This window comes from Marinobacterium iners DSM 11526 (genome assembly GCF_900107855.1).
Lineage (GTDB): Bacteria > Pseudomonadota > Gammaproteobacteria > Pseudomonadales > Balneatricaceae > Marinobacterium > Marinobacterium iners.
In genome coordinates this window covers 210,636-236,637 of sequence record NZ_FNRJ01000003.1, presented here as the reverse complement: position 1 = coordinate 236,637, position 26,002 = coordinate 210,636, and the positions used below count along the sequence as shown (strand labels likewise).

General features: G+C 55.0%; 23 protein-coding genes, 1 tRNA gene and 1 pseudogene. 17 read left to right on the top strand and 8 right to left on the bottom strand.

The genetic code is table 11. From position 1 onward, the window contains the following. Window positions 1–82 precede the first annotated feature (82 nt). From BLV48_RS05770 to BLV48_RS05745, 6 genes and pseudogenes are all read left to right on the top strand, one after another. Window positions 83–1,075, top strand: coding sequence for a glycosyl transferase family protein (locus BLV48_RS05770; protein ID WP_091824445.1), 993 nt, complete (start codon window positions 83–85; stop codon window positions 1,073–1,075). Window positions 1,076–1,156: 81 nt separating this feature from the next. Continuing rightward, window positions 1,157–1,750, top strand: coding sequence for a Fe-S biogenesis protein NfuA (gene nfuA, locus BLV48_RS05765; RefSeq protein ID WP_091824442.1), 594 nt, complete (start codon window positions 1,157–1,159; stop codon window positions 1,748–1,750). 191 nt (window positions 1,751–1,941) lie between these two features. Then, window positions 1,942–4,368 carry an endopeptidase La gene (gene lon, locus BLV48_RS05760; protein WP_091824439.1) on the top strand — a complete coding sequence of 809 codons (2,427 nt, stop codon included), beginning with the start codon at window positions 1,942–1,944 and terminating at the stop codon, window positions 4,366–4,368. A 130-nt stretch (window positions 4,369–4,498) separates the two neighbouring features. Then, window positions 4,499–4,777: pseudogene (locus BLV48_RS05755) on the top strand (HU family DNA-binding protein); the annotation flags it as partial. Between the two features lie 23 nt (window positions 4,778–4,800). After that, a tRNA-Asp gene (locus BLV48_RS05750) sits at window positions 4,801–4,877 on the top strand. A 107-nt stretch (window positions 4,878–4,984) separates the two neighbouring features. After that, a complete protein-coding gene (locus tag BLV48_RS05745; protein ID WP_091824434.1) occupies window positions 4,985–6,853 on the top strand; it encodes a SurA N-terminal domain-containing protein in 1,869 nt (622 codons plus the stop codon). Between the two features lie 72 nt (window positions 6,854–6,925). Here the strand turns inward: BLV48_RS05745 and BLV48_RS05740 are convergent, their stop codons facing one another. The 7 genes from BLV48_RS05740 to gloB form a co-directional block, all read right to left on the bottom strand. Beyond that, window positions 6,926–8,512: an ABC transporter ATP-binding protein gene (locus BLV48_RS05740; protein ID WP_091824433.1), complete on the bottom strand. Its 1,587-nt coding sequence runs from the start codon at window positions 8,510–8,512 to the stop codon at window positions 6,926–6,928. After that, window positions 8,513–9,535, bottom strand: coding sequence for an ABC transporter permease (locus tag BLV48_RS05735; protein ID WP_091824430.1), 1,023 nt, complete (start codon window positions 9,533–9,535; stop codon window positions 8,513–8,515). 4 nt (window positions 9,536–9,539) lie between these two features. Further along, window positions 9,540–10,625, bottom strand: a complete 1,086-nt coding sequence (locus BLV48_RS05730) for a microcin C ABC transporter permease YejB (RefSeq protein WP_091824568.1) — start codon at window positions 10,623–10,625, stop codon at window positions 9,540–9,542. Next, the gene (locus BLV48_RS05725; RefSeq protein ID WP_091824427.1) at window positions 10,625–12,424 is read right to left on the bottom strand and encodes an extracellular solute-binding protein; all 1,800 of its coding nucleotides are present in this window, start codon (window positions 12,422–12,424) and stop codon (window positions 10,625–10,627) included. The genes BLV48_RS05730 and BLV48_RS05725 overlap by 1 nt, the downstream gene beginning before the upstream one ends. 69 nt (window positions 12,425–12,493) lie before the next feature. Beyond that, window positions 12,494–12,634 (bottom strand): hypothetical protein, encoded by a 141-nt coding sequence (locus BLV48_RS18950; RefSeq protein ID WP_175527595.1) that lies wholly within the window; start codon window positions 12,632–12,634, stop codon window positions 12,494–12,496. Between the two features lie 2 nt (window positions 12,635–12,636). After that, window positions 12,637–14,007 (bottom strand): LysM peptidoglycan-binding domain-containing protein, encoded by a 1,371-nt coding sequence (locus BLV48_RS05720; RefSeq protein WP_091824424.1) that lies wholly within the window; start codon window positions 14,005–14,007, stop codon window positions 12,637–12,639. A gap of 63 nt (window positions 14,008–14,070) precedes the next feature. Next, window positions 14,071–14,847, bottom strand: a complete 777-nt coding sequence (gene gloB, locus BLV48_RS05715; RefSeq protein ID WP_091824421.1) for a hydroxyacylglutathione hydrolase — start codon at window positions 14,845–14,847, stop codon at window positions 14,071–14,073. Between the two features lie 135 nt (window positions 14,848–14,982). Here gloB and BLV48_RS05710 point away from each other — a divergent pair, with 135 nt between their 5' ends. Genes BLV48_RS05710 through nudC form a run of 4 tightly spaced genes read left to right on the top strand, consistent with a single transcriptional unit; the run spans window position 14,983 to window position 17,672 of the window. Further along, the gene (locus tag BLV48_RS05710; RefSeq protein ID WP_091824419.1) at window positions 14,983–15,750 is read left to right on the top strand and encodes a class I SAM-dependent methyltransferase; all 768 of its coding nucleotides are present in this window, start codon (window positions 14,983–14,985) and stop codon (window positions 15,748–15,750) included. Further along, window positions 15,747–16,187 (top strand): ribonuclease HI, encoded by a 441-nt coding sequence (gene rnhA, locus BLV48_RS05705; protein ID WP_091824416.1) that lies wholly within the window; start codon window positions 15,747–15,749, stop codon window positions 16,185–16,187. The genes BLV48_RS05710 and rnhA overlap by 4 nt, the downstream gene beginning before the upstream one ends. Beyond that, window positions 16,184–16,894 (top strand): DNA polymerase III subunit epsilon, encoded by a 711-nt coding sequence (dnaQ, locus tag BLV48_RS05700; RefSeq protein WP_091824413.1) that lies wholly within the window; start codon window positions 16,184–16,186, stop codon window positions 16,892–16,894. Before rnhA ends, dnaQ begins: the two co-directional genes overlap by 4 nt. A gap of 10 nt (window positions 16,895–16,904) precedes the next feature. Then, on the top strand, window positions 16,905–17,672 hold the full coding sequence (gene nudC / locus BLV48_RS05695; protein ID WP_091824411.1) for an NAD(+) diphosphatase: 768 nt from the start codon (window positions 16,905–16,907) through the stop codon (window positions 17,670–17,672). On the opposite strand, the gene BLV48_RS05690 is transcribed toward nudC, so the two are convergent. After that, window positions 17,658–17,981: an SCP2 sterol-binding domain-containing protein gene (locus BLV48_RS05690; protein ID WP_091824408.1), complete on the bottom strand. Its 324-nt coding sequence runs from the start codon at window positions 17,979–17,981 to the stop codon at window positions 17,658–17,660. The two genes, nudC and BLV48_RS05690, sit on opposite strands and share 15 nt — an antisense overlap. Window positions 17,982–18,087: 106 nt before the next feature. Between BLV48_RS05690 and sohB the strand changes: the two genes are divergently transcribed. The 7 genes from sohB to cydC all read left to right on the top strand — a co-directional run bounded on the left by sohB (window position 18,088) and on the right by cydC (window position 25,988). Then, window positions 18,088–19,152: a protease SohB gene (gene sohB, locus BLV48_RS05685; protein WP_091824405.1), complete on the top strand. Its 1,065-nt coding sequence runs from the start codon at window positions 18,088–18,090 to the stop codon at window positions 19,150–19,152. A 66-nt stretch (window positions 19,153–19,218) separates the two neighbouring features. Continuing rightward, window positions 19,219–19,890 carry a TetR/AcrR family transcriptional regulator gene (locus BLV48_RS05680; RefSeq protein WP_242530161.1) on the top strand — a complete coding sequence of 224 codons (672 nt, stop codon included), beginning with the start codon at window positions 19,219–19,221 and terminating at the stop codon, window positions 19,888–19,890. Continuing rightward, the gene (locus BLV48_RS05675; RefSeq protein ID WP_091824401.1) at window positions 19,890–20,369 is read left to right on the top strand and encodes a L,D-transpeptidase; all 480 of its coding nucleotides are present in this window, start codon (window positions 19,890–19,892) and stop codon (window positions 20,367–20,369) included. The genes BLV48_RS05680 and BLV48_RS05675 overlap by 1 nt, the downstream gene beginning before the upstream one ends. Before the next feature lie 3 nt (window positions 20,370–20,372). After that, a complete protein-coding gene (gene nagZ, locus BLV48_RS05670; protein ID WP_175527594.1) occupies window positions 20,373–21,383 on the top strand; it encodes a beta-N-acetylhexosaminidase in 1,011 nt (336 codons plus the stop codon). Beyond that, window positions 21,383–22,534: a mechanosensitive ion channel family protein gene (locus BLV48_RS05665; RefSeq protein WP_091824399.1), complete on the top strand. Its 1,152-nt coding sequence runs from the start codon at window positions 21,383–21,385 to the stop codon at window positions 22,532–22,534. The genes nagZ and BLV48_RS05665 overlap by 1 nt, the downstream gene beginning before the upstream one ends. Beyond that, on the top strand, window positions 22,531–24,261 hold the full coding sequence (gene cydD, locus BLV48_RS05660) for a thiol reductant ABC exporter subunit CydD (RefSeq protein WP_091824396.1): 1,731 nt from the start codon (window positions 22,531–22,533) through the stop codon (window positions 24,259–24,261). The genes BLV48_RS05665 and cydD overlap by 4 nt, the downstream gene beginning before the upstream one ends. Continuing rightward, the gene (gene cydC, locus BLV48_RS05655) at window positions 24,258–25,988 is read left to right on the top strand and encodes a thiol reductant ABC exporter subunit CydC (RefSeq protein ID WP_091824393.1); all 1,731 of its coding nucleotides are present in this window, start codon (window positions 24,258–24,260) and stop codon (window positions 25,986–25,988) included. Before cydD ends, cydC begins: the two co-directional genes overlap by 4 nt. Window positions 25,989–26,002 lie beyond the last annotated feature (14 nt).

The following is a 26,002-nucleotide window of genomic DNA, read 5'->3' as shown; positions in this document are numbered from 1 at the left end:
ATAATTTCCGCTTTGTAAGGCAGACATTCTAGCAACTGCAGGCAGTAGCTGGAATGCACAGGCTCATTGGAGTAGAGGGCTCATGCAACAGGAACATCCATTTGCAGTCTATGTGCGCATACTCGGCAAGGGTAAAAAAGGAAGCCGTTCGTTAACCATGGAGGAAGCCCGGGATGCAATGGGCATGATCCTGGATGGGCAGGTCAGGCCGGAGCAGTTGGGTGCCTTTCTCATGCTGATCCGGATGAAAGAAGAAACCCCTGAAGAGTTGCAGGGGTTCGCTCAGGCTGTGCGCCTGCGCCTGAACCGGCCTCAATCACTTACTGCAGATCTGGATTGGCCCACTTATGCGGGCAAGAAACGTCGGTTGCCCTGGTTTTTTCTGGCGGCGCTGGTACTGGCAGGGCAGGGGGTAAGTGTGTTCATGCACGGCGCCAGAGGGCATACGCCGGGGCGCATCTATACTGAAGATCTGCTGAGCATGTTCGGTCTGAGTGCTGCCGAAAACTGGTCTGAGGCACGTGCCTCACTGGAGCGGCATAGGCTGGCCTTTTACTCCATCGATCAAATGGTGCCTGTACTGGGAGAACTGATTCAGCTGCGGCCAATACTGGGGCTTCGCTCTCCGGTCCACACGCTGTGCAGGCTGCTTAACCCGCTGGATGCCGCCTGTAGTGTGGATGGGGTGTTTCATCCCCCCTATGCGCCGATGCACCAGCAAACGGCACAGCTGCTGGGCACCCTTCACAGCCTGACTATCCGTGGTGATGGTGGTGAGGCCGAGGTGAAACCTGATTCGGATACAGAGCTTCACTGGGTTACGGCCGGCGAGTTGCACCAGGAAACATGGCCCCGCATCGAGCAGCAGCGGCTGGTTCGTGACGAGCAGCTCGATCCTGAAGATCTGTTGCGGCTTTGGCGTGGTGAAATCAGTCATGCCTATGGTGAAGGGGCCGTTATCAACACCTTGGCTGTGATCCTGCGGTTGCTGTCACAGGGCGTGATGCAATCGCAGGCGCACTGGCTTGAAATGGCACGTTCAGCTTGGCAACAGCGTGACCGTTCGGCTTATTGATTAATATCCGATCAATTTACTCGGGTTTAATTTGAGTGTATCCTCAAGGTATTCGAAACATCAGATCCACAAGGTTTAGCCATGACTATTACGGTAACTGAATCTGCCGAGCGTTATCTGGCAGAGCTGCTTGAAAAGCAGAATGTTGAAGGTATTGCGGTACGTCTTTTCGTGACCCAGCCGGGTACTGCCTATGCAGAAACCTGCCTGGCCTACTGCCGTCCGGATGAGGTCAATCCGGAAGATGAAATCATCGACTATGAACTGCTGCGCTTTTACCTGGAGCGTAACAGTCTGCCGTATCTGGAAGAGGCCTACATCGATTTCGCCACCGATCGCATGGGTGGTCAGCTGACTATTAAGGCGCCTAACGCCAAGGTGCCCAAGGTGTCGCCCAACAGTCCAATGAATGAGCAGATCAATTATATTCTGTATTCGGAGATCAACCCCGGACTCGCGTCTCACGGTGGCGAAGTCAAACTGGAAGACTTGATCGAAGATGAGGCCGGTACCATTGCCGTACTGCGTTTTGGCGGTGGCTGCCAAGGCTGCAGTGCCGTTGACATGACCCTCAAGGATGGGGTTGAGAAGACACTGATAGAGCGGGTTCCGGGGCTTATCGGTGTGCGTGATGCCACTGACCATACTGTGCGTGAAAACGCCTATTTCAAGTAATATCTCCTCTGCAGGCGGTCATATCCGACCGCCTCGCCCTTGGTTGAATCGCTGTCTTCTGTGCAGTTGCGAAAAAAGCCACCGCTCCGGTTGTAATTGCTGGAACGAGCCCCATTGAAAGACTAACCTGACACTTATCCGAAGATGCGCCGGCCCTAATGCACAGGCGCCCTGTAAAGAGGCACTCCATCATGGATCAATTTGAAGCAAAAGATGACGCTGTGACCGTCGAGCTTCCGGTACTGCCACTGCGTGATGTGGTGGTTTATCCCAACATGGTGATCCCGCTGTTTGTCGGGCGTGAAAAATCCATCCATGCCCTTGAACTGGCAATGGCCAGTGATAAGCAGATTCTGTTGGTGGCCCAGAAGAGTGCGTCTGAGGACGAACCGGATTCTGAAGCTCTGTTCTCTGTCGGCTGCGTTGCGAACGTACTTCAGATGCTGAAATTGCCTGATGGCACCGTGAAGGTGTTGGTTGAAGGTGATTACCGTGCGCAGATCAGAGCCCTGTCTGAGTCTGAAAAATGCTTCCACGCACAGGTGACGGTGTTGCCGGTAGAAGATGTAAGTGCGGCGGAGGCTGAGGTCTACAAAAAAACGGCTCTTGATCAGTTTGAGCGCTTTGTACAGGTCAACAAGAAAATCCCGTCCGAGGTGCTCAGCTCGCTTCAGAATATTGACGACATTGGCCGTCTGGCCGACACCATCGCTGCACATATGGCCCTCAAGCTGGATGAGAAGCAGGCCATTCTGGAAATTCTGGGTACACGTCAACGTCTTGAACATCTGATGTCACTGATGGAAGCGGAAATCGACCTGGTTGAGGTCGAAAAGCGCATCCGGGGCCGTGTAAAAAAACAGATGGAGAAGAGTCAGCGCGAGTATTACCTCAATGAGCAGATGAAGGCGATCCAGAAGGAACTGGGTGATATGGATGAGACCGGCTCTACCGATATGGAAGAGCTTAAGAACCGCATCGAAAGCGCCGGCATGCCTCAGGAAGCACTGGACAAAACGCTCAACGAATACAACAAGCTGAAGATGATGTCGCCCATGAGTGCTGAAGCAACGGTGGTGCGTGGCTACATTGACTGGATGCTGCAAATCCCATGGGTCAAGCGCTCTCGTGTGCGCCTGGACATGAAACATGCCGAGAAGATCCTCAATGAGGATCATCACGGTCTTGAAGAAGTCAAGGATCGCATTCTCGAGTATCTCGCCGTACAGAAGCGAGTGAAGAAGCTTAAGGGGCCGATTCTGTGTCTGGTTGGGCCTCCGGGTGTCGGCAAGACCTCTTTGGGCCGCTCCATAGCACGTGCGACAAACCGCAAGTATGTACGTATGGCGCTGGGTGGTGTGCGTGATGAAGCCGAGATCCGTGGTCATCGTCGTACCTACATCGGCTCCATGCCGGGTAAACTGATTCAGAAGATGTCACGCATCGGTGTCAAGAACCCGCTGTTCCTGCTGGATGAAATCGACAAGATGGGCATGGACCATCGTGGTGATCCTTCATCGGCATTGCTGGAGGTGCTAGATCCCGAACAGAACAGCAGTTTCAACGATCATTACCTCGAAGTGGATTACGATCTGTCTGACGTGATGTTCGTGTGCACATCGAACTCGATGAACATCCCGGGGCCTTTGCTGGACCGTATGGAGATCATTCGGATTCCGGGGTATACCGAGGACGAAAAACTTAATATTGCGCGCAAGTACTTGTTGCCGAAACAGCTTAAAAACAACGGAATCAAGGCCAAAGAGCTGGAGATCACCGACGATGCCGTACTGGGTCTGATTCGATATTACACCCGTGAGGCAGGCGTACGTGGCCTTGAACGCGAGATCGCCAAGATTGCACGCAAGGTTGTGCGTGAGCTTGCCCTTGAGCGCAAGGGTGATGTGGTCAAGGTTACGGCTGAAGAGCTGGAGCAGTATAACGGCGTCAAGAAATACAAGTTTGGCATGGCTGAAGAGCAGGATCAGGTCGGGCAGGTAACGGGTCTGGCCTGGACTTCAGTTGGGGGCGATATTCTCACCATTGAGTCAGCTGTCGTGCCCGGCAAGGGGCGTCAGATCCACACCGGATCGTTGGGTGATGTAATGAAAGAATCGATCCAGGCAGCCATGACCGTGGTGCGCAACCGGGCTCGATCACTGGGAATTAAGGCTGACTTCCACGAGAAAAACGATATTCATATCCATGTTCCTGAAGGTGCAACCCCGAAAGATGGCCCCAGTGCCGGCATTGGTATGTGTACGGCGATGGTGTCTGCCTTGACCGGAATTCCGGTGCGCTCAGAGGTCGCCATGACGGGCGAAATTACCCTGCGTGGACAGGTTCTGGCCATTGGTGGGCTGAAGGAAAAGCTGCTTGCAGCGCACCGTGGCGGGATTCGTACGGTGATCATTCCGGAGGAAAATACCCGCGATTTGAAGGAAATACCTGACAATATCAAGGCAGATCTCGATATTCGGCCAGTGAAGTGGATTGATGAAGTGCTGGATGTTGCCTTGGCATACCACCCGACACCTTTGCCGGAAGAGGTTGAAGAACCTGCTGCTGCCGAGGCCAAAAAGGGACATGCTGAGCCGGGTCAACTGAGTACACATTAACTGGAGGCCGCGGCAGAAAAGGGCTGCGGCCAGTTGACACCGGTTTCAGGCAGTTGGTATAAAGTTGCAGACTATGCGCTGGGCAACGACAACAACGGATAGAACACGATAACGATTCGATAAGGGGAACAATGTGAACAAGTCTGAACTGATTGACGCTATTGCTGCATCTGCTGATATTCCGAAAGCAGCTGCAGGCCGTGCACTGGATGCTACCCTGGATGCGGTCACTGAAGCTCTGCAGCGCGGTGAATCCGTTGCTCTGGTAGGTTTTGGTACTTTCTCCACCAAAGAGCGTGCCGCACGTACCGGCCGCAACCCACAGACTGGCAACCCGATTGAAATTGCTGCTGCAACCCTGCCGACTTTCAAGCCGGGTAAAGCGCTGAAAGACGCGGTCAACAAGTAAACGGGATCTGAAGTCCTGATACTGGAGCGGTAGTTCAGTTGGTTAGAATACCTGCCTGTCACGCAGGGGGTCGCGGGTTCGAGTCCCGTCCGTTCCGCCAGATTCGGGCACGTTCACTGGAAGCAGAGAACTGTCTTCGTAGTCCAAGAAAGCGCATTCAGGGCTGAATGCGCTTTTTTTATAAAAGAGTCAGAGTGAACCCAAACCATGCTGCAATCCATTAGGGAAAATTCCAAAGGGATCATCGCCAAGGTCATCGTTGGCCTGATCATCGTCACCTTTGCTCTGTTCGGCGTTGAGTCGCTTGTCGGGCTTGCCAACAGTGAAAAGGCGCCGGCTGAAGTGAATGGTGAAGAGATCAGTAACCAGGATTTGCAGCGTGGTATCGAGCTGCAGCGGCGCCAGTTGCTGGCCCAGATGGGTGCAAACGGCAATCCTGCGGATATCGATGAAAATCAGCTGCGCCGTATGGTGTTGCAGGCCCTGATTGATCAGGAGGTGCGTCTGCAGTCTGCCGAGTCGCAGGGTCTGTATCTGTCCGAAGCGATGATTGATCAGATGATCGTGGGCACACCGGATTTCCAGGTTGATGGTCGTTTTGACCGCAACCAGTTTGAAGCGGTACTGCGTGGTGCCGGTTTTACCCCGCTTATGTATCGTGACTTATTGCGCAAGGAGCAGTTGATTGCGCAGGAACGCAACGCTTTCCAGCTGTCTGCCTTCGCGACTGAGCAGCAGGTTGAGCGCTTGCTGAGGCTGGATCGACAAACCCGTGATATTGCCTGGGCAGAGCTGTCACTTGACCAGTTCATGCAGACTGCTGAAGTAACTGATGCAGAACTTGAGTCGCGTTATCAGGAGCAGCTGGAACGCTTCATGACCCAGCCGCAGGTCGTGCTTGACTATGTGGAGCTGAATCAGGCTGATTTTGTTAAGCTCGACGCAATCACCGATGCAGAGCTGGAAAGTGCGTATCAGCAGGAATTGGCAAGGTTCCAGGCATCTGAAGAGCGTGCGGCAGCTCACATTCTGTTTGAAGAGGATGCACAGGAACAGGCTGAGGCTGTTCGTCAGCGCATTCTGGATGGTGAGCTGAGCTTTGCCGAAGCGGCACAGGAGTTTTCGGCAGACGCCGGATCTGCCGAGCAGGGCGGTGATCTGGGTTACAATAGCCGTGGTGTACTAACGGGCCCGTTTGAGGATACGCTGTTCGCCATGCAGCCGGGTGAAATATCAGAGCCTGTTCGCACCGAGTTTGGCTATCATCTGATACAGCTGAACGATGTGCGCAACACTGAGCCGCCGGCGTTTGACGAGATGGCTGCTGAATTGCAGCGTGAATTGGCCCAGTCCCGTGCTGAGGCTGAATATGTGGCTGCGCTTGAACGCTTGGCTGACTTGAGCTTTTCGGCGGGTGATCTTGATGTCCCGGCAGAGGAACTGGGGCTGGAAATTCATCAGACCGAGCCTTTTGGGCAGGCTGGCAGTGAGAGCGGGTTGGCCTCCAACCCTCGCGTGGTCAAGGCTGCGTTCAGTGAAGAGTTGACACGTGAAGGTCTTAACAGTGACCCCATCGAGCTGGATCGTGAAACAACAGTAGTTGTACGGGTTAAAGAGCAGATTCCAGAACGCCAGCTGTCGCTGGATGAAGTGCGTGATGAGCTTGAAGGCGAGTTGCGACGTGAACAGGCGGAAGCGGCACTGGAGGCTCGCCTGCAACAGTTGCTGGCGGACTTCGAGTCTGGCAATTCCCTGAACACTGTTGCTTCTGAGCTGAGCTGGAGTGAAGTGGCTTCTGCAGAGCGTGAGCAGGCAGACATGCCGTCTGCTGTCAATCGTAAGGCATTTGAGCTGCCTCGTCCGGCGGAAGATGCGGCATCATTTGGAACTGTACGTTTGCCGAACGGAGACCGCGCACTGGTTCGAGTCAATGCAGTTCAGGACCCAGACCTTGCTGATGTTGACGCTGACCTGAAGCGCCAGATGGCTGCCTTCCTGGCCAGCCGTAATGGCCAGCTGGACTATCAGCTGCATGTAGAGGCATTAACCGAGGCTGCCGAAATTGAGCGCAACTAGGTTGCAGATCTGCTGATGGAAACTGAAAAGGGCCGCACATGCGGCCCTTTTCAGTTTTGCCGGGTTTTAAACTCAGCCAGATGGCACGGCAGCGGCTTCAAGCAGGCGTTGAGTGTAGGGGTGCTCCGGGCGGCTGAAGAGCCGTTCTGTCGAGGCCTGCTCAACGACTTTGCCTGCCTGCATCACCATGACCCGATGGCTCATGGCCCTGACCACGGCCAGATCGTGACTGATGAAGAGATAGCTGAGCTGATACTGCCGTTGCAGATCACGCAGCAGCTGAATGATCTGCTTCTGTACGGTGCGATCCAGTGCGGACGTGGGTTCGTCGAGAATGATCAGCCTGGGGCGCAGCACCAGTGCCCGTGCGATGGCGATGCGCTGCCTCTGTCCGCCCGAGAACTCATGCGGATATCGGTGTCGTACTTCGGGGTCCAACCCAACATCGCGAAGGGCGAGGCATACTTGCTCATCCTGCTGACTACGCTTGGTGATACCTTGAACCTCCAGGCCTTCAGCGATGATTTCGGCAATACTCATGCGTGGGCTCAGGCTGCCGAAGGGGTCCTGAAACACCACTTGCAACTGCTTGCGCAAGAGTCTGAGCTGTTTCTGTTTCAGGTTTGAAAGCTCTGCACCATTGAATACCACTTCGCCCTTGCTGCTGATCAGTCGCAATATGGCCAGTGCCAGCGTGGTTTTGCCCGAGCCGGACTCGCCGACAACGCCCAGTGTTTCACCGCGAGCGAGTTGCAGATCTATTTCGTCCACCGCTTTGTGATGGCGGCTGACTCGTTGCAGTATTCCCTTGCGCTCGGCAAACCAGACTTTCAACGCATGGGTCTGAAGGATAATATCATCAGGATCGGCAATTGCAGCTGGCTGGCCTTCCGGTTCGGCAGCCAGGAGATTACGTGTGTACGCATGGCGGGGAGCGCGAAACAGCTCGGCACAGGGCTGTTGCTCAAGCAGTTCTCCCTTATGCATGACACACACCGAGTCCGCTACCCTGCGTACAATATTCAAGTCATGAGAGATCAGTACGATCGCCATGCCAAGCTGTTTCTGAACACGTCTGAGCAGTTCGAGGATCTGGTGTTGTATGGTGACATCGAGAGCGGTTGTCGGCTCGTCGGCAATCAGCAGTTCAGGTTCATTGGCCAGGGCCATTGCGATCATGACGCGCTGACGTTGCCCGCCTGAAAGCTGGTGCGGGTACTGACCCAGCCGCTCCTGAGGGTGATCAATCCCTACCAGGTCGAGCAGTTCAAGCGCACGAGTGCGACATGAGGGCAGGCTCAGGCCGCGATGCAGATGCAGAGTTTCACCGATCTGCTTCTCCAGCGTGTGCAGTGGGTTGAGCGAGGTCATCGGCTCCTGAAAAATCATACCCACCCTGTTGCCACGCAGTTGCAGCAATCGCTTCTCAGGTGCCTGAAGCAGGTTCTCACCTTGATACAACACGGCGCCTTCCGTCTGTGCCTGGGGCAAAAGTCGCAGCAGTGAAAGAGCCGTAACCGATTTGCCAGAGCCCGATTCCCCAACGATGGCAAGCGTTTTGCCCGGCTCGATATCAAAACTGATATTGCGCACAACCGCCTCGCGTGAAGAGCCGAAACGGACACTGAGATTCTGGACAGAGATCAGCGGTGTACTCACTCAGACTTTCCTCGGATCGAAGGCGTCACGGACTGCTTCACCGATGAAGATCAGCAGCGTCAGCATGACCGACAGCGAGATGAATGCGGTCAGGCCCAGCCAGGGGGCGTGAAGGTTTTCCTTGCCCTGTGAGACCAGCTCGCCCAGGGATGGCGAACCCGGGGGTAGACCAAAGCCCAGAAAATCGAGGGCGGTCAGTGTAACGATGGCGCTGTTAAACACAAAGGGCATGAACGTCAGGGTCGCGATCATGGCGTTGGGCAGTACATGGCGGTACATGATGCGGGTATCACTAAGGCCTAGCGCGCGTGCGGCACGCACATATTCAAGGTTGCGTCCGCGAAGGAACTCGGCCCGGACGACATCGACCAGGCTCATCCATGAAAACAGCAGCATGATGCCGAGCAGCCACCAGAATCCGGGCTGTACCAGTGAAGCCAGTATTATCAGCAGGAAGAGTACGGGCAAGCCAGACCAGATTTCGATAAAACGCTGAAAAAACAGATCGATGCGGCCGCCGTAGTAACCCTGAACAGCACCGGCGCAGACGCCGATAACCGAGCTTGCCAGTGTCAGCGCCAGTGCAAACAGAACCGAAATACGGAAACCGTAAATGACACGTGCCAGTACATCCCGGCCCTGATCATCCGTCCCCAACCAATTGGTTGCCGTTGGTGGCGAAGGAGCAGGTTGTTCAAGATCGTAATTGATGGTGCTGTAGCTGAAGCGGATCAGTGGCCAAACGGTCCAACCCCCGGACTCTGTAATCAACTCTTGAATGAAGGGGTCTCGGTAGTCCACGGGCAGGGCAAAGTCGCCACCAAAGTCAGCCTCGGTGTATTCCTGGACCAGTGGCCAGTAGAGCTGCTGCCCGTGACTGATCAGCAGTGGTTTGTCGTTGGCAATCAGTTCGGCGACCAGGCTCAGTCCAAACAGGATTAGAAAGATCCAGAGTGACCAATAGCCTCGGCGGTTGCGCTTGAAGCTGTCAATACGACGACGTTGCAAAGGGGAGAGCTGCACCGGCCTATACCTCCCTGCTGGCAAAGTCGATACGGGGGTCTACCAGCGTGTAGGTGATATCACTGACCAGTTTCAGCAGCAAACCCACCAGCGTGAAAATGTAGAGTGTACCGAAGATCACTGGGTAGTCTCGATTGATGACAGCTTCGTAGCCCAGCAGTCCGAGTCCATCGAGAGAGAAAATCACTTCGATCAACATCGATCCGGTGAAGAAAATGCCGATGAGGGCGGCGGGCATGCCGGCAATGATCAACAGCATGGCATTGCGGAATACATGACGGTACAGCACCGCGTTTTCATCCAGTCCCTTGGCGCGGGCAGTCAATACATACTGCTTGTGTATTTCATCCAGAAATGAGTTTTTGGTCAGCATGGTCAGTGTGGCAAAACTGGAGACCACCGAAGCCAGTACCGGCAGAGTGATGTGCCAGAAGTAGTCTGCCACTTGTTGCCACCAGGTCATCTGTTCAAAGTCGGGCGAAGTCAGTCCGCGTAGCGGAAACCATTCCAGCCAGGTGCCGCCTGCAAACAGAACGATCAATAAAATGGCAAACAGGAAGTTGGGAATTGCGTACCCCACAATGATGGCGCTGCTGGTCCAGACATCGAACGATGAGCCATCACGTACGGCCTTGCGGATGCCAAGCGGGACCGAGATTAAATAAGTGATGAGTGTGGTCCAAAGGCCCAGAGATATTGAAACCGGGAGTTTTTCGATGATCAGGTCGATAACGCTTTTGTCGCTGTAGAAGCTCTTGCCAAAATCGAACATTAGGTAGTTCTGCAGCATCTGGAAGAAGCGTTCGTGTGCTGGCTTGTCAAAGCCATACATGCGCTCTATTTCAGCTATCAAAGCAGGATCCAGCCCTTGGGCTCCGCGGTAGCCGCTGTTTTCACTGCCAGCAGCGATGTCGGACTGTGCGCCGCTGCCGATGCGGTTGCCAGCATCAATCCCGAGCCCCTCAAGGTTCGCAATAGTCTGTTCAACCGGGCCGCCGGGAGCAAATTGAACCAGTATGAAGTTGAGCAGCAGTATCCCCAGCAGCGTGGGTATGATCAGCAACAGGCGACGGACAATGTACGCGGCCATCAGGGCTTGGTCCACCAGGTATCAAGGCCGAGGTCATAGGCAGGACTTACCTCAGGGTGGGCGAACCTGTTCCAGTACGCGATGCGATAGGCACTGATATGGTAGTGGGGAATCACATAATGATTCCACTGCAGCACTCGATCCAGCGCACGGGCACGCAAAACCAGTTGCTCCCGGTCTGGTGCGGCGATCAGTTGTTCAACCAGGTAGTCGACGGCTGGATTCTTAATGCCAATCAGGTTGCGACTTCCGGGCATGTCAGCTGAGCTGGAATGCCAATAGTCACGCTGCTCATTGCCAGGGGAGCTGGACTGGCCAAAGCCATACACCACCATGTCAAAGTCGAACTGACGCAACCGGTTTATATATTGGGATACGTCGACGATGCGGATACTGGCGCTGATACCCAGCCTTTCCAGATTGCGAATGAACGGAGAAACCACTCGCTCGAATTCCTTCTGCACCAGCAATATTTCAAATGTAAATGGAGAGCCGTTGCCGTCAACCAGCTTGCCTGACTCAAGTTGCCAGCCAGCCTGTTTGAGAAGCCCCAGAGCTTCACGCAACTGCGCACGGTTGCGACCACTGCCATCCGTGGTTGGGGCTCGGTAAACCTGAGTAAATACTTCAGGTGGTACCTGGTCACGCACGGCTTCGAGAATCTCCAGTTCAGCTGGGGTTGGCAGCTCATCTGCAGCCATCTCAGAGTTGGAAAAATAACTGTGGCTGCGGGTGTAAGCGCCGTAAAACAGGTTGCTGTTGGTCCATTCAAAATCGAATGCAAGCGCAAGTGCCTTGCGCACTTCAGGCTGGCTGAACATGCTCCGGCGGGTGTTCATGATGAAACCTTGCATGCCACGCGGGTTTTCGTGTGCAATCTCTTCCTTGATGATGCGACCATCAGCGAAGGGCGCGCCGGTATAACCGGTTGCCCAGGCCTTGGAGGCATGTTCACTGCGGAAATCGTACTCACCGGCCTTGAAGGCCTCCAGTGCTACCGTACTGTCGCGATAATAGTCATATTGGCGTTGATCAAAGTTGTGACGGCCGCGGTTTACTGGCAAGTCGCGTCCCCAGTAGTTGGGGTTGCGTGTGTAAACGATGGTTCTGCCCGGGTCGATCTTTTTAATCAGGTAGGGGCCCGAACCAAGCGGTGGTTCCAGTGATGGTGTTTCGAAATCACGCTCGGCCCAGAAGTGCTGTGGCAGGATCGGAACCTCGCCTATTATCAGTGAGAGTTCTCGGTTGGTGCTGTCACCAAACTCGAAACGTACTGTCTGAGGGCTCAGTGCCGTTACGCTTTGAATCCCTGCATAGTAGCTTTTGAAGAAGGGGCTACCTTTCTCGCGCAGTATGTCGAACGTGAACACGACATCGTCTGCCGATACGCTGTGCCCATCACTGAATCGAGCGTCAGGATGAAGGTCGAACTCAATCCAGCTGCGATCCACGGCAACCCGCAGTTGTTGGGCCAGGAGACCGTATTGGGAAAAGGGCTCATCCAGTGCGCGCGCCATCAAAGAGTCGTACAGTAACCCGGTCCCTGCGGCGGCGGTACCCTTGACTATGAACGGGTTGAGGCTGTCGAAGGTACCAATGGAGGATTCCTTGAAATGTCCGCCTTTGGGAGCGTCCGGGTTAACATAGTCGAAATGGCTGAAATCGGGCGGATATTTGAGGTCGCCATGCATGGCAATGCCGTGCTGGCTGTCCGGGGCCGCATGCAACGGAAGGCCGAAAAGCAGAAGCGAGAAAACGGCAGAAAGATAAAGGCATACTGAACGCAACTGTACAGGCACTGTTTTCTCCTTGGAAGTATTGTTTTTGTGCGAATTTAACCCGTGCTGTAGTCCTGTGACAACGCCGGGTCAATCCGGTTCGGAGTCGTTGGAACGCTCTCGCTCCTGGTCCCGCTCCATCCAGCCTCGAATCTTGCGAAACAGTACCCACTTGAATAGAACGGCCAGCAACACTGAAACCGCTATGATGAATAGACTCAGGTTATCCATGATCAGCTTGCATCGGCAATATCCACGTTGAGCAGCAGGAGCGTCTGGCCAATCTTGAGCGTATCGCTGGGCGCCATCTGATTCCAGCGTGCCAGATCACGTACGCCGACACCATAGCGGCGTGCAATACTCCAGAAGCTCTCGCCCGAATCGACGCGGTGGTAGTGCTTGCGCTTTGCACGTTGCTCAAGCTGTTGGCGTTCGGCCTGGATACGCTGTTCCAGGCTAAGGCTGTAACTTTCTGACGAGGCACTCGGTTTTGGCACCAGTAATGCCTGGCCTGCACGAATCAGGTGGCTGTTCAGTTTGTTGCCCTGTCTTATCACACTGACCGAGCTGCTAAACCGCTGGGCGATGGTGCTGAGGGTGTCACCGGGACGTACGGTATAGCGGTGCCAATTAACCCGCTTTTCGGGTGGCAGTGTTTGAAGAGCTTGGCGCAGGGGGGCGGCGTTCTCAGTTGGTACCAGCAACAAGTGAGGGCCATCAGGATCGGTGGCCCAGCGATTAAAGCCGGGGTTGAGTTGGTACAGAGTGTCCAGATCAAGACCGGCCATAGAAGCCGCCTGAGCCAGATCGATCTGGCCGCCGGTTTCTACAGCCTCAAAGTAGGGGGTGTTGTCGATGTGAGTTAATGTGATTCCAAGGGTGTCGGCATCACGTACTGTCCGGGCCACAGCCAGCAGTTTGGGAACATAGGCCTTGGTTTCGGCAGGCAAGTCCAGAGACCAGAAATCGGTCGGTTTGTTTTGCTCGCGGTTGCGACGCATGGCGCGACTGACGGTTCCACCTCCGGCATTGTAGGCCGCCAGTGCCAACAACCAGTCACCATCAAAACGGCGATGTAACTGTTCCAGGTATGTGAGAGCGGCATCAGTGGATGCAAGAATGTCGCGGCGGCCGTCGTACCACCAGCTGGAGCGAAGGCCAAAGTGCCGTGCCGTGCCGGGAATGAATTGCCAGGGACCAGCCGCACTGCCGTGTGAGTAGGCAAAGGGGTCGTAGGCACTTTCGATGATGGGTAGCAGAGCTATTTCGGCCGGCATGTCGCGCTTGAGCACTTCATGCAGGATGTGATGGTAGTAGGGTTTCGCGCGTTCGGTTACGCGGGGCATATGGCTGGGGTGGCGCAAATACCAGTTGAGCTGGCTTTCAAGCCGAGGGTGCTGATAGTCCAACGGCAGCTGCAGATGCTGGCGGGTAAGCTGCCAAAGGTCGCTCTCCTCGGGTTGGATCGCTCTGGGCGCTGCTGTTTGTACGGGTTTGACCAGGCTGGATGCCTTGAGTGGCTGTTTTTGTACTGTTTGGGTCTGGCAGCCAGTAAGCGCCAGACCCAAGGTGGTTGCCAGAAGCAAAGCAGGCAGTTGTCGCATCAGTCCCTGTTCCCGAAAAATCGCAAAGGCCTGATTTTATGAGGGGAATAGGTTTGCGGTCAATCAGAAACGGTTCTTCCATTCTCGCAGTGCTGCCAGAACCTCTACCTCGGTTTTAAGTGGGTTGCCGCTGTAATGTTCAGCAGAGCTGATTACATCGGGCTCAGCTGTACGCATGAAAGGGTTTATCTGTTTTTCCTGTTCAATACTGGAGGGCAGGGTTGGCAGTCCTTCGTGGCGCAGATGGTGGCAGCGTTCATGCACTCGGGTAATCTCGGCGTTGGCGGGTTCTACGCTGGCTGCAAAGGCAAGATTGGACAGTGAATACTCATGGGTGCAGTAGACCTCAGTATTGTCGGGCAGTGAAGCAAAGTAATGCATGGCGGCCAGCATCTGACGTGCAGTGCCCTCAAACAGCCGACCGCAGCCGGCAAGAAACAGGGTGTCACCGCAGAACAGCTGCGGCTGGTCGCCGCCCACAAAATAACTGATGTGGTCCTTGGTGTGAGCGGGTACGCCCTTAACCTGAAGAGAGTGCTGCATCAGCTTCAGCGTCTCACCATCCTGTAGTGGATGGGTGATACCTTCAAAAGGCGAATTTTGGGGGCCGTAAACCGGTACAGAAGCATGGTTGAGCAGTGTCTCAACCCCGCCGGTGTGATCGGCATGATGATGGGTGATCAGGATTGCTGCAAGGCTGTAATTGTTCGCTTCAAGCCATGCAAGAACCGGAGCGGCATCACCGGGATCGACCACGGCAACCTCGGCCGGCTGCTGAGGGCTGCAAAGCGCCCAAATATAGTTGTCATTGAAGGCAGGGATTGGATGAACGTCAAACATGTTAGGGATTCCTGCTTTTAGTTGTGAAGATACACAATGCCCAATGGGTGCAGGGCACTTAGGGTATAGATGACAACTAGGGTACTGTATACTTGAATGCGATGAAATCTTAGTCCGGCATGGGGCTCCAGCGGTATGAAGTTCAATGAGCAGCTACCCGTCGAGCAGTTAATTCCCCCGCTGTGCCAGTGGTTTGACACCCCGCTGGGGCAAGAGGTGGTTCAGGCAGAGCAGGCCTTGGCAGAATCGGTGTTGCCGACCCTGTTCGGTTATCACCTGCTGCAGGTGGGGTTGGATCATCGGCAAGTGTTATTTGATGCCAGTCCGGTATCGCGCAAGGTGATGCTGATGCCACAGATGCAACTGGGCGCTCAACCGCTCACCATCATTGCCGACCATGATGAGCTGCCGGTGTGCAGCAATGAGCTGGATGTCGTGATTTTGCACCATGCACTGGATTATGCCGCCAACCCGCACCAGGTGCTGCGAGAAGCCGCTCGTGTACTGCGTCCCGGTGGTTTTATGCTCAGCTTCAGTTTTAATCCGGCCAGCTACTGGGGGCTTTGGTCGAGGCTGAAACGACGTAATCTGCCCCCATGGGGTGGCCATCTAATCAGTCATGGTCGCCTGCATGATTGGCTTAGTCTGCTTGAAATGACTGAAGTCAGGGCGCAAACCGCCTGCCACCACCTGCCGTTGGAAAATCGGCTGTGGCGATGTCGCCTCAGCCTGTTCGAGCGCTTGAGTCGGCGTGTACCTGGGTGCAGTGGTGCTGTATTGATGGTGCTGGCGCGCAAGGATGTGGCAGGTATGACTCCGATCCGTCCGGGCTGGAAACGCAGACGTTTGCTCAGTCTGCCCGTAGCTGAACCCAAGCCGACTGCCAGAGGAAAAAGTTTTTGAAAGAAGTAGAAGTATTTACGGATGGTGCCTGCAAGGGCAACCCTGGCCCTGGTGGCTGGGGCGCTCTGCTGCGTTATGGTGAGCAGGAAAAGGAGTTGTTTGGCGGTGCCAGGGATACCACCAACAACAGAATGGAGCTGCAGGCTGCCATCGAAGCGCTGGCAAGCCTTAAACGCCCCTGCAAGGTGGTGCTGACTACTGACTCACAATATGTGCGCCAAGGCATTACCAGCTGGATGGCCGGTTGGAAGCGCAATGGCTGGAAAACGGCGTCGAAACAGCCAGTGAAAAACATTGACCTTTGGCAAGCACTTGATGAGCAAGTGGCGCGTCATGATATTGAATGGCGCTGGGTCAAAGGGCACAGTGGTCATCCTGAAAATGAAAGAGCCGACCAGCTGGCAAATCGTGGTGTAGAGGAGGTTGGCAGGGCGTGAGCGTACGGCAGATCATTCTGGATACCGAAACAACCGGTATCGACCCGGAGGCAGGGCACAACGTTATCGAAATCGGCTGTGTCGAGATGGTGCGACGAAAGCTGACCGGAAATACCTGGCACCAATACATCAAACCTGATCGTGAGGTGGAAGCCGAAGCGATTGAGGTGCATGGCATTACCAATGAATTTCTGGCTGACAAGCCACGGTTTGCCGAGCTTGCGCACGAGTTCCTTGAGTTTGTGCGCGGGGCTGAATTGATCATCCATAATGCAGCCTTTGATATCGGCTTCTTGAATACTGAATTGGCCAGAAACGGTATCAATGAGCGAGTGGATGAGATCTGCACCGTTATCGATACCCTTATGCTGGCGCGCAAGAAACATCCTGGGCAGCGCAACAGTCTGGATGCACTCTGTCGTCGCTATGGCATCGATAACTCCCACCGTGAACTGCACGGGGCGTTGCTTGACTCCGAGATTTTGGCCGATGTCTATCTGGTCCTGACGGGTGGGCAAACCAGCCTGCAACTGGGGCAGGGTGACAGCGAGGACGGTGAGGGTGAAGAGCCAATTCGGCGTATTGATGCCAGTGCCTTGGTGTTACCCATTGTCCGGGCCAACACCGATGAAATTGCACTCCATGAAGCGTTTCTTGATCTGTTGGACAAGAAAAGTGATGGGGCTGTCTGGCGCAATCTGAGCTGAGGGGGGCGTAATGGCAGATTCCATAACCGCCGAGCATTGGTTTCTTGCTCATGAGGGGCGGCTGTTGCAACGCGATGATCAGATTATCTTCACGGCGGCAGACGTGGGTGATACGGACGTTCGTTATGGTGTTGATGATGGTTTCGGGCTTGCTGTTCTGGCTCAGCCTCCAGTGGGCCTGACGGCGGTTGACGGGTTACGTGGATTGCTGGCGCGGTCGGTTGATGAGGTAGAGTACGCACGTCTGGCGCGCGCATCCCAGCTGGCTACATGGCACGATCAGCACCGTTTCTGTGGCCGCTGTGGCGGCACTCTTCAAGCACACCCGCAAGATATGGCCCGGCAGTGTCCAGTCTGTAGTCTTGTTCAGTATCCGCGCATCTCGCCCTGTATCATTGTTCTGGTCACCCGGGGTGATCGCTGTCTGCTGGCTCATTCTGCACGTTTCCCTTCCGGCCGCTACAGCACTCTTGCCGGTTTTATTGAGGCCGGCGAAACCGCGGAAGCGGCGCTAAAGCGAGAAGTGTATGAAGAGGTGGGGGTCAAGGTACATAACATCCGCTTCTTTGCCAGCCAGTCATGGCCTTTCCCCCATCAGTTGATGCTTGGTTTTTTTGCGGACCATCTAAGTGGTGAGCTGGTGCCGGATGGTGAAGAGATTCTGGAAGCCGGCTGGTTTGGAGTAGACGACCTGCCGGACCTGCCACCGCCATTCAGTATCGCGCGCCAGTTGATCGACCATTTCTTCGCTGTCAAATATGACTCATCGACTGAATAATTTGCCCAGTCGAGTGGCGAGCATTACGTTGCCTTCAGCCCTCAATTGCCCTTTCATGAATGCCCCCATGCCATCCTGTTCGCCGCTGATGATACGGATCAAGGTTGCCTCATCGAGATGCAGTACCAGGTTGGGGTCTTCATGCAGGCCATATTCGCTGGCGCATTCACCGTCACGGATATCAATATAGAAAGGCTTGGCATCGGTAAGCCGGAACTGAAATATGGCATTGAGGTCTGTTGCCTGCTCGGGATTAAATTTCTGAGGCAACTTGTTGACAATGCGTTCAAGCGTGAGTGGCTGGGTCATGTTTAGGGTTGTCCTTGGCGGTGATACGGGCATGATAAAAGCTTTGTTTATGGTACAGTAGCCCCGGCTTTGAAGTGAACCCGTTAGCCCTGACCGGAGAGATAGATTGACAGCGTTTTTAGCCGAGTATGGCCTGTTTCTGGCCAAAACCCTGACCCTGATTATCGGGCTTCTGTTGTTTCTGGGCGGCCTTGCCGCATTGGTTGAGCGAAGAAAGGAACAGCGTGAAGGTCATATCGAGATCAAAAGCCTGAATGATCATCTCGAAGACATGAAAACCGATATCGAAGCGGCAGTGGTAGACGAAGCCCTGGCGCGCCAGCATGAGAAAGCGCGCCGCAAGCAGGAAAAGGCTGAAGCCAAGGCGCTGAAGAAAGCCCTGAAGAAGGGTGAAGAGCCCGAAAAACCGCGTAACCGTGTGTTTGTGCTTGATTTCGATGGTGACATGCATGCCTCTGATGTCGATCATTTGAGGGAAGAGGTGACGGCCGTCCTGACAATCGCCGATGCTGATGACGAAGTGGTCGTTCGGCTTGAGAGTCCGGGTGGGCTTGTGCATGCCTATGGTCTGGCTAGCTCGCAGTTGGAGCGGTTCCGGGCTGGCAATATTCGGCTGACGGTATGCGTTGATCGTGTAGCGGCCAGTGGTGGTTACATGATGGCCTGTATTGCCGATCATCTTGTGGCTGCGCCTTTTGCGGTTATTGGCTCAATAGGGGTGGTTGCGCAGCTGCCCAACTTCCATCGCCTGCTGAAAAAACATGAAGTGGATTATGAAGTACTGACCGCGGGTGAGTACAAGCGGACACTCACTGTTTTCGGCGAAAACACCGAAAAAGGTCGGGAGAAATTCATCGAGGAGCTGGAAGACACCCACTCTCTGTTCAAGTCGTTTGTTCGTGAATACCGTCCGCAGCTGGATCTGGACAAGGTTGCGACGGGTGAAGTGTGGTTTGGTCGCAGGGCGCTGGATGAAAAGCTCGTTGACGCAATCAGCACAAGCGACGACTATCTGTTTAAACTGTGTCGGGATTGCGACGTATATGAGTTGCGCTATGAGGTCAGGCGTGGTTTACAGGAGCGGTTAGGGCAACTGGCGGTATCGACATCTGACAGCCTATTGCTGCGCTGGTGGCAACGCCTGAATAACAGCCGTCTGCTGTCACGCTGACAGAATCGATTTTTGAATACTTGATGTTGTATGGGATCGTGAGTTGAGATGAGATGGAGATCGTTAATGGATCGGCCGGAGGATCTGCAAATGTATGACACCTCTGATACGGCTGGGCGGATCATTCAGGCCGCAGAAAAACTGTTCTCCGAACAGGGCTTCAAGGAAACCACCATGCGTCAGATTACGGGGCTTGCTGAAGTCAATCTTGCAGCGGTCAATTATCACTTTGGCTCCAAGTTCGGACTGATTCGCTCTGTTGCCGAACGCTCGCTGTCACCATTGTGCGAACAGGTCGATAAAGGGCTGGTGCAGCTTAATGTGGCAGATGCCACCCCGGGTCTTGATCAGTTGCTTCAGTTGATGGCTCAGGCTCTGGTGCATGTGCATGGTCAAAACCAGAATGCCCTTTCGGTACTGATGCGATTGCTGGATCAGGCCTATCTGCCCAGTCAGCATGATCTTCAGGCTTTCCTGCGTGAACGCTACGGGGCGCGTTTTGATCGTTATCTGCAGTATTTCAGGGCGGACGCAGCGCCGCTGGACGAGCGTGAATTCTTCTGGCGTCTCCACTTTCTGCTTGGTTCGGTGATTTTTACCCTGTCCAACATGCACACACTGAGTGCGCTTGAGCAGCAGGGGGAAGCCACTGAAGTGAAGCTGGAGCAGATTCTGGCTCGAATGATTCCGGTAATTTCAGCCGGAATGAAGGCGCCTGTCCGCAACGGAACCCACTGATGCAGGTTAGGCTGCGGGTTTCACTGAAGCGGCAGCAGCTGTTTGTGCTTACCGAAAAGGGTGAGTACAGCTACCCGGTGTCAACGGCGAAAGCCGGAGCCGGTGAGCGCAACGGCAGTGGCTGTACGCCGCGTGGCAGGCACTTCATTCGTGCCTGCATCGGCTCTGACCAACCCCTGGGGGCTGTATTTGTCGGTCGCCGACCAACGGGCGAGATCTATTCTGACAATCTGGCAGCTTCTCATCCCGAACGCGATTGGATATTGACCCGAATTCTTTGGCTTTGTGGCCGTGAGCCCGGCTTTAACAGAGGGGGAGAGGTCGATACCCAGCGGCGGTATATCTATATTCATGGCACCCCGGATACGGAACCCATGGGCACACCCTTGTCTCATGGTTGTATACGGATGCGAAACACGGACCTGCTGGAGCTGTTTGAACAGGTCTCTCCTGGCACTGATATTCTGATAGAAGAGTAGATCATGACCACTGGCGTTCTGATGCTTGATATTGAGGGGACTGCACTGAATGCAGTTGAAACCGAACAGATCAAGAGTCCCCAGGTAGGCGGACTGATTCTGTTCAGCCGCAACTATGACAATCCCGACCAGCTCAAATCACTGATGACATCCATTCGTGCCTTGCGGGCAGACCTGCTGGTGGCGGTTGATCAGGAGGGGGGGCGTGTCCAGCGTTTCCATGAAGGCTTTACTCGTTTGCCGCCCATGGCTGCCTTGGGCCGTCGCTGGCTACAGAACCCGCATCATGCGATCGCCTGTGCCCATGAACTTGGCTGGTTGATGGCGACAGAGCTTCGCCGGTTTGATATCGATATCAGCTTTGCCCCGGTGCTGGATCTGGACTGGGGTCAGAGCAGTGTTATTGGAGACCGCGCCTTCGGTGCTGATCCTGAGGTGGTTATCCAGCTGGCCGGTGGTGTTATGGCCGGTATGCATGAAGCCGGGATGGCCGCGACCGGCAAGCATTTTCCGGGCCATGGCTGGGTACAGGCCGACTCGCACCTTGAGCTGCCGATTGATGAACGCAGCATGGCTGAAATCGAAGAGCAGGATCTGCGGCCATTTGACGCATTGATCCGACGCGGGCTTGATGGCGTAATGCCGGCACACGTTGTGTACAGTCAGGTTTGCTCGGCTCCGGCGGGCTTTTCCAGTTATTGGCTGCAGCAGGTTCTGCGCCAGCGGTTGCATTTTGATGGTGTGATTTTCAGTGACGATCTCAGCATGGAGGGCGCCAGCCAGGCCGGCAGCTATGCAGAACGCTGTGATCGTGCGCTTGCAGCCGGTTGTGACATGGTACTGGTCTGTAATCATCCTGACGGCGCAGGACAGGTTCTGGAACATCTGCAGGCTGGTTCGGTTGCTGCCTCACATCGCTTGGCCAGGATGCGCGCACGTCCTGCGCGGATTCCGGATTCTGATCGGCTGAATGAAAGCCGCCAGCTGGCGGCAGAGTTACTCAAGGAGATCTGATGCTTGAACAGCTGCTGAAACCGCTGCTGGCTCCTCTGTTTAAACAGTGGCCCGTGCTGGAGGACTACGGCTGGCAGGTGGCTGCTGCAACAGTTGTGGTTCTGGTCTGGCTGTTAACCATCGTATTCAACTGGGTGATGGGGCGCTTGATTCACCACTTGAGTCAGAAAGCCCCTGCCTGGGACGATTTGCTCTTAAAATCGATCAGAACACCGCTGCGTATTCTGATTTGGGTCACTGGTGTATCCCTGTTGCTGGAAATTTTCAGCCGAAACGGCCTGCCGGTCAGCACCGAAGTAGGCGGTGACCTTCGTCGACTAGGGGTCATCATCCTCTTGGCTTGGGGAGTGATTCGTTTTATCAAGGCAGGGGAAAAGTACCTGACAACGCCCGTTGCCGGCCGTAAACAGGTGGATCGCACAACCGCAGATGCTGTTGCCAAGCTGCTGCGACTGGTTGTGTTCATTCTTGCTGGGCTAACGGTACTGCAATCTTCAGGTGTCAGTATTTCCGGCATCCTGGCATTTGGCGGTATCGGCGGTATCGCGGTAGGCTTCGCTGCCAAGGATCTACTGGCCAACTTTTTCGGTGGCCTGATGATTTATATGGATCGCCCGTTTCGAGTAGGTGACTGGGTGCGCTCCCCCGATAAGGAGATAGAAGGGACCGTCGAGTACATCGGCTGGCGCCTGACTCGCATCCGGACCTTTGATCAAAGGCCCCTGTACGTCCCAAACGCGACCTTTACCAGCATCTCGGTAGAAAACCCCTCACGGATGCGCAACAGGCGTATTTTTGAGCATGTGGGGGTCCGCTATGATGATGCAGACAAGGTCAGGGCAATCATTGATGACGTACGCGAGATGATTCGCAATCATCCGGAAATCGATACACGTCAGACGATCATAGTACAGCTGAACCGCTTTGGGCCATCCTCTCTCGACTTTATGGTGTATACCTTCACCAAAACCATACAATGGGTTAAGTATCACGAAATCAAACAGGATGTGATGTTGAAAATAGCGGATATTATTTTCAGTCACGGAGCCGAATTTGCCTTCCCGACTCAGACCATTCACCTTGCCGCAGGCGAGCCGGAGTTGCCGGAACCTGTATCACAACGGCCGACCGAAACGGGGCAGCAGGCATGAGCCGCTTGCAGGAGCGGGAGCAAAAGCGCTGGCTACAGCAGCTTGGCAAACAGGAAAAACGCTGGGTTTGGCTGAGCGTGGCAGCAGGGGTTGGTATCGGTCTGATGCTGATTGTTCAGGCCCACCTGCTGGCCAGAGTTGTCGATGGCACCCTGTTCAGCGGGCAGTCTCTTGCACAGCACACGCCATTGCTGTTGATGTTGCTGGCGGCACTGTTGCTCAGAGCTCTGCTGGGTGTTGTAAAGGAGTGGGCTGGACAGCAGGCATCGATTCGGATCAGGCGAAGCCTGAGAGGATTGCTGCTTAATCATATCAATCGGCTGGGACCCGCCTATACGGGTGATCAGCGCAGCGGTGAACTGAGCAGCATTCTTCTTGAGCAGGTTGAAGCGCTGGATGGTTTTTTTGCCCGCTATTTGCCACAAATGGCGTTGGCGGCAATGTTGCCGCTGGTCATACTCGCCTTCATATTCCCGGTAAACTGGGCGGCAGGGCTGATTTTCCTGATTACGGCACCTCTGGTGCCGCTCTTCATGGCGCTGGTCGGCACCCGTGCAGCTGAAGCCAACCGACGTAACTTCGCCGCGCTGTCGCAACTGGGGTCCCACTTTCTTGATGTCGTACAGGGTATCGTTACGCTGAAACTGTTTGATCGCAGTCGAGCCCAGGTGGAGGTGATTGAGGCCGGGGCTGATGAGTTTCGTCAACGTACGATGCAGGTGCTTCGATTGGCATTCTTGTCGTCGGCGGTGCTTGAATTCTTCGCCTCCATATCCATTGCCGTAGTCGCGGTTTATTTGGGTTTCAGCTTTCTTGGCCACCTGGACTTTGGTTACTGGGACGCGCCGGTCAACCTTTACCAGGGATTGTTTATACTGCTGCTGGCGCCGGAGTTTTACCTTCCTTTACGAGAACTGGGCACGCATTATCATGCGCGACAGGAAGCGGTGGCTGCCGCCGACAAGCTGCGTGAACTGCTGGAGGCTACCCCCAAAGCGATAGCCGGAGAGGGAGCGGGTTTGGATGCTACTGTCCATCAGATTAGCCTTGAGGGTGCGGGACTGACTTACCCCGGGCGCCAGACGCCAGTATTTACGGGCGTGAATCTGACGCTTCAGCGAGGCCGAATTGTTGCACTGGTGGGCCCGAGTGGTGCGGGCAAGTCATCCCTGCTGCAAGTACTTCTGGGATTTCGCCAACTCAGCGAAGGTCAGGTTAAGGTTAATCAGACACCGCTGGATATGGTAGGCAGTTATGCTTGGCTGGAACAGGTTGCCTGGGTCAGTCAGCATACAACACTGTTTCCGGGCAGTCTGCGCGATAACCTGCTGTTGGCAGCACCCGATGCCAGCGAGCATGCTCTGTATTTGGCACTGGAGCAAGCCAATGCACTGGAATTTGTACAGCGCCTTCCTGACGGTCTCGATACTATTGTGGGAGAGCTGGGAAGTGGTTTTTCCGGCGGACAAATTCAGCGCCTGGCGCTGGCACGAGCCTTTCTTAAGGATGCGCCGGTATTGTTGCTGGATGAGCCTACTGCAAACCTTGACCGAGACAGTGAGCAGCTGGTGCTGGAGTCTCTGCAGACGCTGTGTGCAGGCAGGCTGGTGCTGATGCTGACACATCGGCGCTCCTCGATGCTGCGGGCGGATGAGGTATGGCAGCTTGAGAACGGGCAGCTGAGCCTCTTGAATACAGACGCACCCGAAGTCGGAGGCGCGACATGAAAGAATTGCGTCCATTCGTTGGGCTGATGCGACCACACTTGAACTGGGTCCTGCTTGGCACTTTGCTGGGCCTGGTCACGCTGCTGGCCAGTATCGGCCTGATGACCCTGTCAGGCTGGTTCATTTCGGCAGCGGCTCTGGCTGGCATCAGTGCGGTCACAGCCCAGCAGTTCAACTACTTTACGCCGGGGGCTGGCGTGCGAGGTTTTGCCATCGCCAGAACAGTTGGGCGCTATTTTGAGCGGGTAACAACCCACGAAGCAACCTTCCGTCTGCTGGCCGATCTACGCAGCTGGTTCTATCGTTGCCTTGAGCCGCTTGGCCCTGCTCGGTTGCAGCAGTTTCGCTCCGCTGACCTTTTGAGCCGCCTTATCGCTGATGTAAATGCGCTGGATAACCTGTATCTGCGTGTACTGGCTCCCAGCGTACTTGCGTTACTGGTGTCGGCACTGGTATTGGGTTTTCTGGCACTGTACAGCCCTGGGATAGCGTTGCTGACAGCTGTGGGGTTATTGCTGGCAGGAGTGATCACGCCACTGCTGGCACACTTGTCAGCACGTCATGTGGGCGAGCAGCAGGTAGTGGCGACCGCTCGCCTGCGTCAACGGCTGATAGGGTTGGTACAGGGGCTGGCCGACCTGTACATCTATGGCGGTGTTCAGCGAGCGATTGATGCTACCGCTGCCGAGGAGGCGAGGCTGCAGAAAACCCAGCTGCGCATGACGCTGCTGACGGGGCTGATGACGGCGCTGATCGTATTTATTGGTGGTACAACTGGCCTGCTGGCTTTGGCTATGGGTGTTGAGCGCGTATACGATGGCAGGCTTGAACCTGCTCAGCTGGCCATGGTGCTGTTCTGTGTGTTGGCTGTGTTTGAAGTTGTGGCTCCACTATCTCTGGCATATCAGTATCTTGGCAAAACTCGCCGTGCGGCTGCACGCCTGCAGGAAGTTGCTGCAACCGCCCCGCTGATCCACTATCCGCCAGCCGATGAAGCTCCAGTGTCGCTGCCCGGCAGCTTCAGTTTTGATCAGGTATATTTTCATTATGATCGTTCTTCATCAGCGGTACTTGAGAAGTTCTCACTACAGGTATCGGCCGGAGAAAAAATACTGCTGCTGGGGCATACCGGCAGCGGCAAGAGCACGCTTATCAGCTTGCTGGCGCGATTCCATGATCCGCAACAGGGACATGTGTTGTTGGGTGGTCAGCCGGTTGCCTGCTACAGTGAATCAACCCTGAGAGCTCAGATGGGTGTGCTATCACAACCGGTTCAGCTCTTTGCCGGTACTGTCGCCGATAACCTTGCCCTGGCCAATGTGAGTGCCGATGAGGCCGATATGGCATCGGTACTGGCAGCTGTGCGACTGGATATGGAGTTGGGCGAAGAGCCTCTTGCATACTCAATAGGCGAGTCTGGCAGCCGCCTTTCAGGGGGGCAGCGCAAGCGGCTGGCACTGGCAAGGGCGCTATTGCGTGACGCCCCCATCCTACTGCTTGATGAGCCAACCGAGGGGCTTGATGCCGCAACGGAAGCCGCCGTTGTGGAGAATGTGTTGCGGCTTTACCCCGAACGAACACTGGTGATGATCAGTCACCATCTGCAAACGGCAGCGTTGTTTGATCGTGTTGTGATACTGGACAAGGGGCGGGTGATTGAGGAAGGATCGCCACAGGCTTTGGCGGCTATCCCCGACAGCCGCTTCAGTCAGCTAAATGCAGTTTGAAAGCCCGTTAAGCC

What these genes read in the sequence shown, in the direction of transcription:
- BLV48_RS05770 (WP_091824445.1), top strand. Translation starts at nt 83, where the DNA reads ATGCAACAGGAACATCCATTTGCAGTCTATGTGCGCATACTCGGCAAG.
- nudC (WP_091824411.1), top strand. Translation starts at nt 16,905, where the DNA reads ATGGCAGATTCCATAACCGCCGAGCATTGGTTTCTTGCTCATGAGGGG.
- cydC (WP_091824393.1), top strand. Translation starts at nt 24,258, where the DNA reads ATGAAAGAATTGCGTCCATTCGTTGGGCTGATGCGACCACACTTGAAC.
- nagZ (WP_175527594.1), top strand. Translation starts at nt 20,373, where the DNA reads ATGACCACTGGCGTTCTGATGCTTGATATTGAGGGGACTGCACTGAAT.
- BLV48_RS05675 (WP_091824401.1), top strand. Translation starts at nt 19,890, where the DNA reads ATGCAGGTTAGGCTGCGGGTTTCACTGAAGCGGCAGCAGCTGTTTGTG.
- BLV48_RS18950 (WP_175527595.1), bottom strand. Translation starts at nt 12,634, where the DNA reads ATGGATAACCTGAGTCTATTCATCATAGCGGTTTCAGTGTTGCTGGCC.
- BLV48_RS05690 (WP_091824408.1), bottom strand. Translation starts at nt 17,981, where the DNA reads ATGACCCAGCCACTCACGCTTGAACGCATTGTCAACAAGTTGCCTCAG.
- BLV48_RS05720 (WP_091824424.1), bottom strand. Translation starts at nt 14,007, where the DNA reads ATGCGACAACTGCCTGCTTTGCTTCTGGCAACCACCTTGGGTCTGGCG.
- gloB (WP_091824421.1), bottom strand. Translation starts at nt 14,847, where the DNA reads ATGTTTGACGTTCATCCAATCCCTGCCTTCAATGACAACTATATTTGG.
- lon (WP_091824439.1), top strand. Translation starts at nt 1,942, where the DNA reads ATGGATCAATTTGAAGCAAAAGATGACGCTGTGACCGTCGAGCTTCCG.
- BLV48_RS05680 (WP_242530161.1), top strand. Translation starts at nt 19,219, where the DNA reads ATGGATCGGCCGGAGGATCTGCAAATGTATGACACCTCTGATACGGCT.
- BLV48_RS05730 (WP_091824568.1), bottom strand. Translation starts at nt 10,625, where the DNA reads ATGGCCGCGTACATTGTCCGTCGCCTGTTGCTGATCATACCCACGCTG.
- nfuA (WP_091824442.1), top strand. Translation starts at nt 1,157, where the DNA reads ATGACTATTACGGTAACTGAATCTGCCGAGCGTTATCTGGCAGAGCTG.
- cydD (WP_091824396.1), top strand. Translation starts at nt 22,531, where the DNA reads ATGAGCCGCTTGCAGGAGCGGGAGCAAAAGCGCTGGCTACAGCAGCTT.
- BLV48_RS05710 (WP_091824419.1), top strand. Translation starts at nt 14,983, where the DNA reads ATGAAGTTCAATGAGCAGCTACCCGTCGAGCAGTTAATTCCCCCGCTG.
- BLV48_RS05665 (WP_091824399.1), top strand. Translation starts at nt 21,383, where the DNA reads ATGCTTGAACAGCTGCTGAAACCGCTGCTGGCTCCTCTGTTTAAACAG.
- BLV48_RS05745 (WP_091824434.1), top strand. Translation starts at nt 4,985, where the DNA reads ATGCTGCAATCCATTAGGGAAAATTCCAAAGGGATCATCGCCAAGGTC.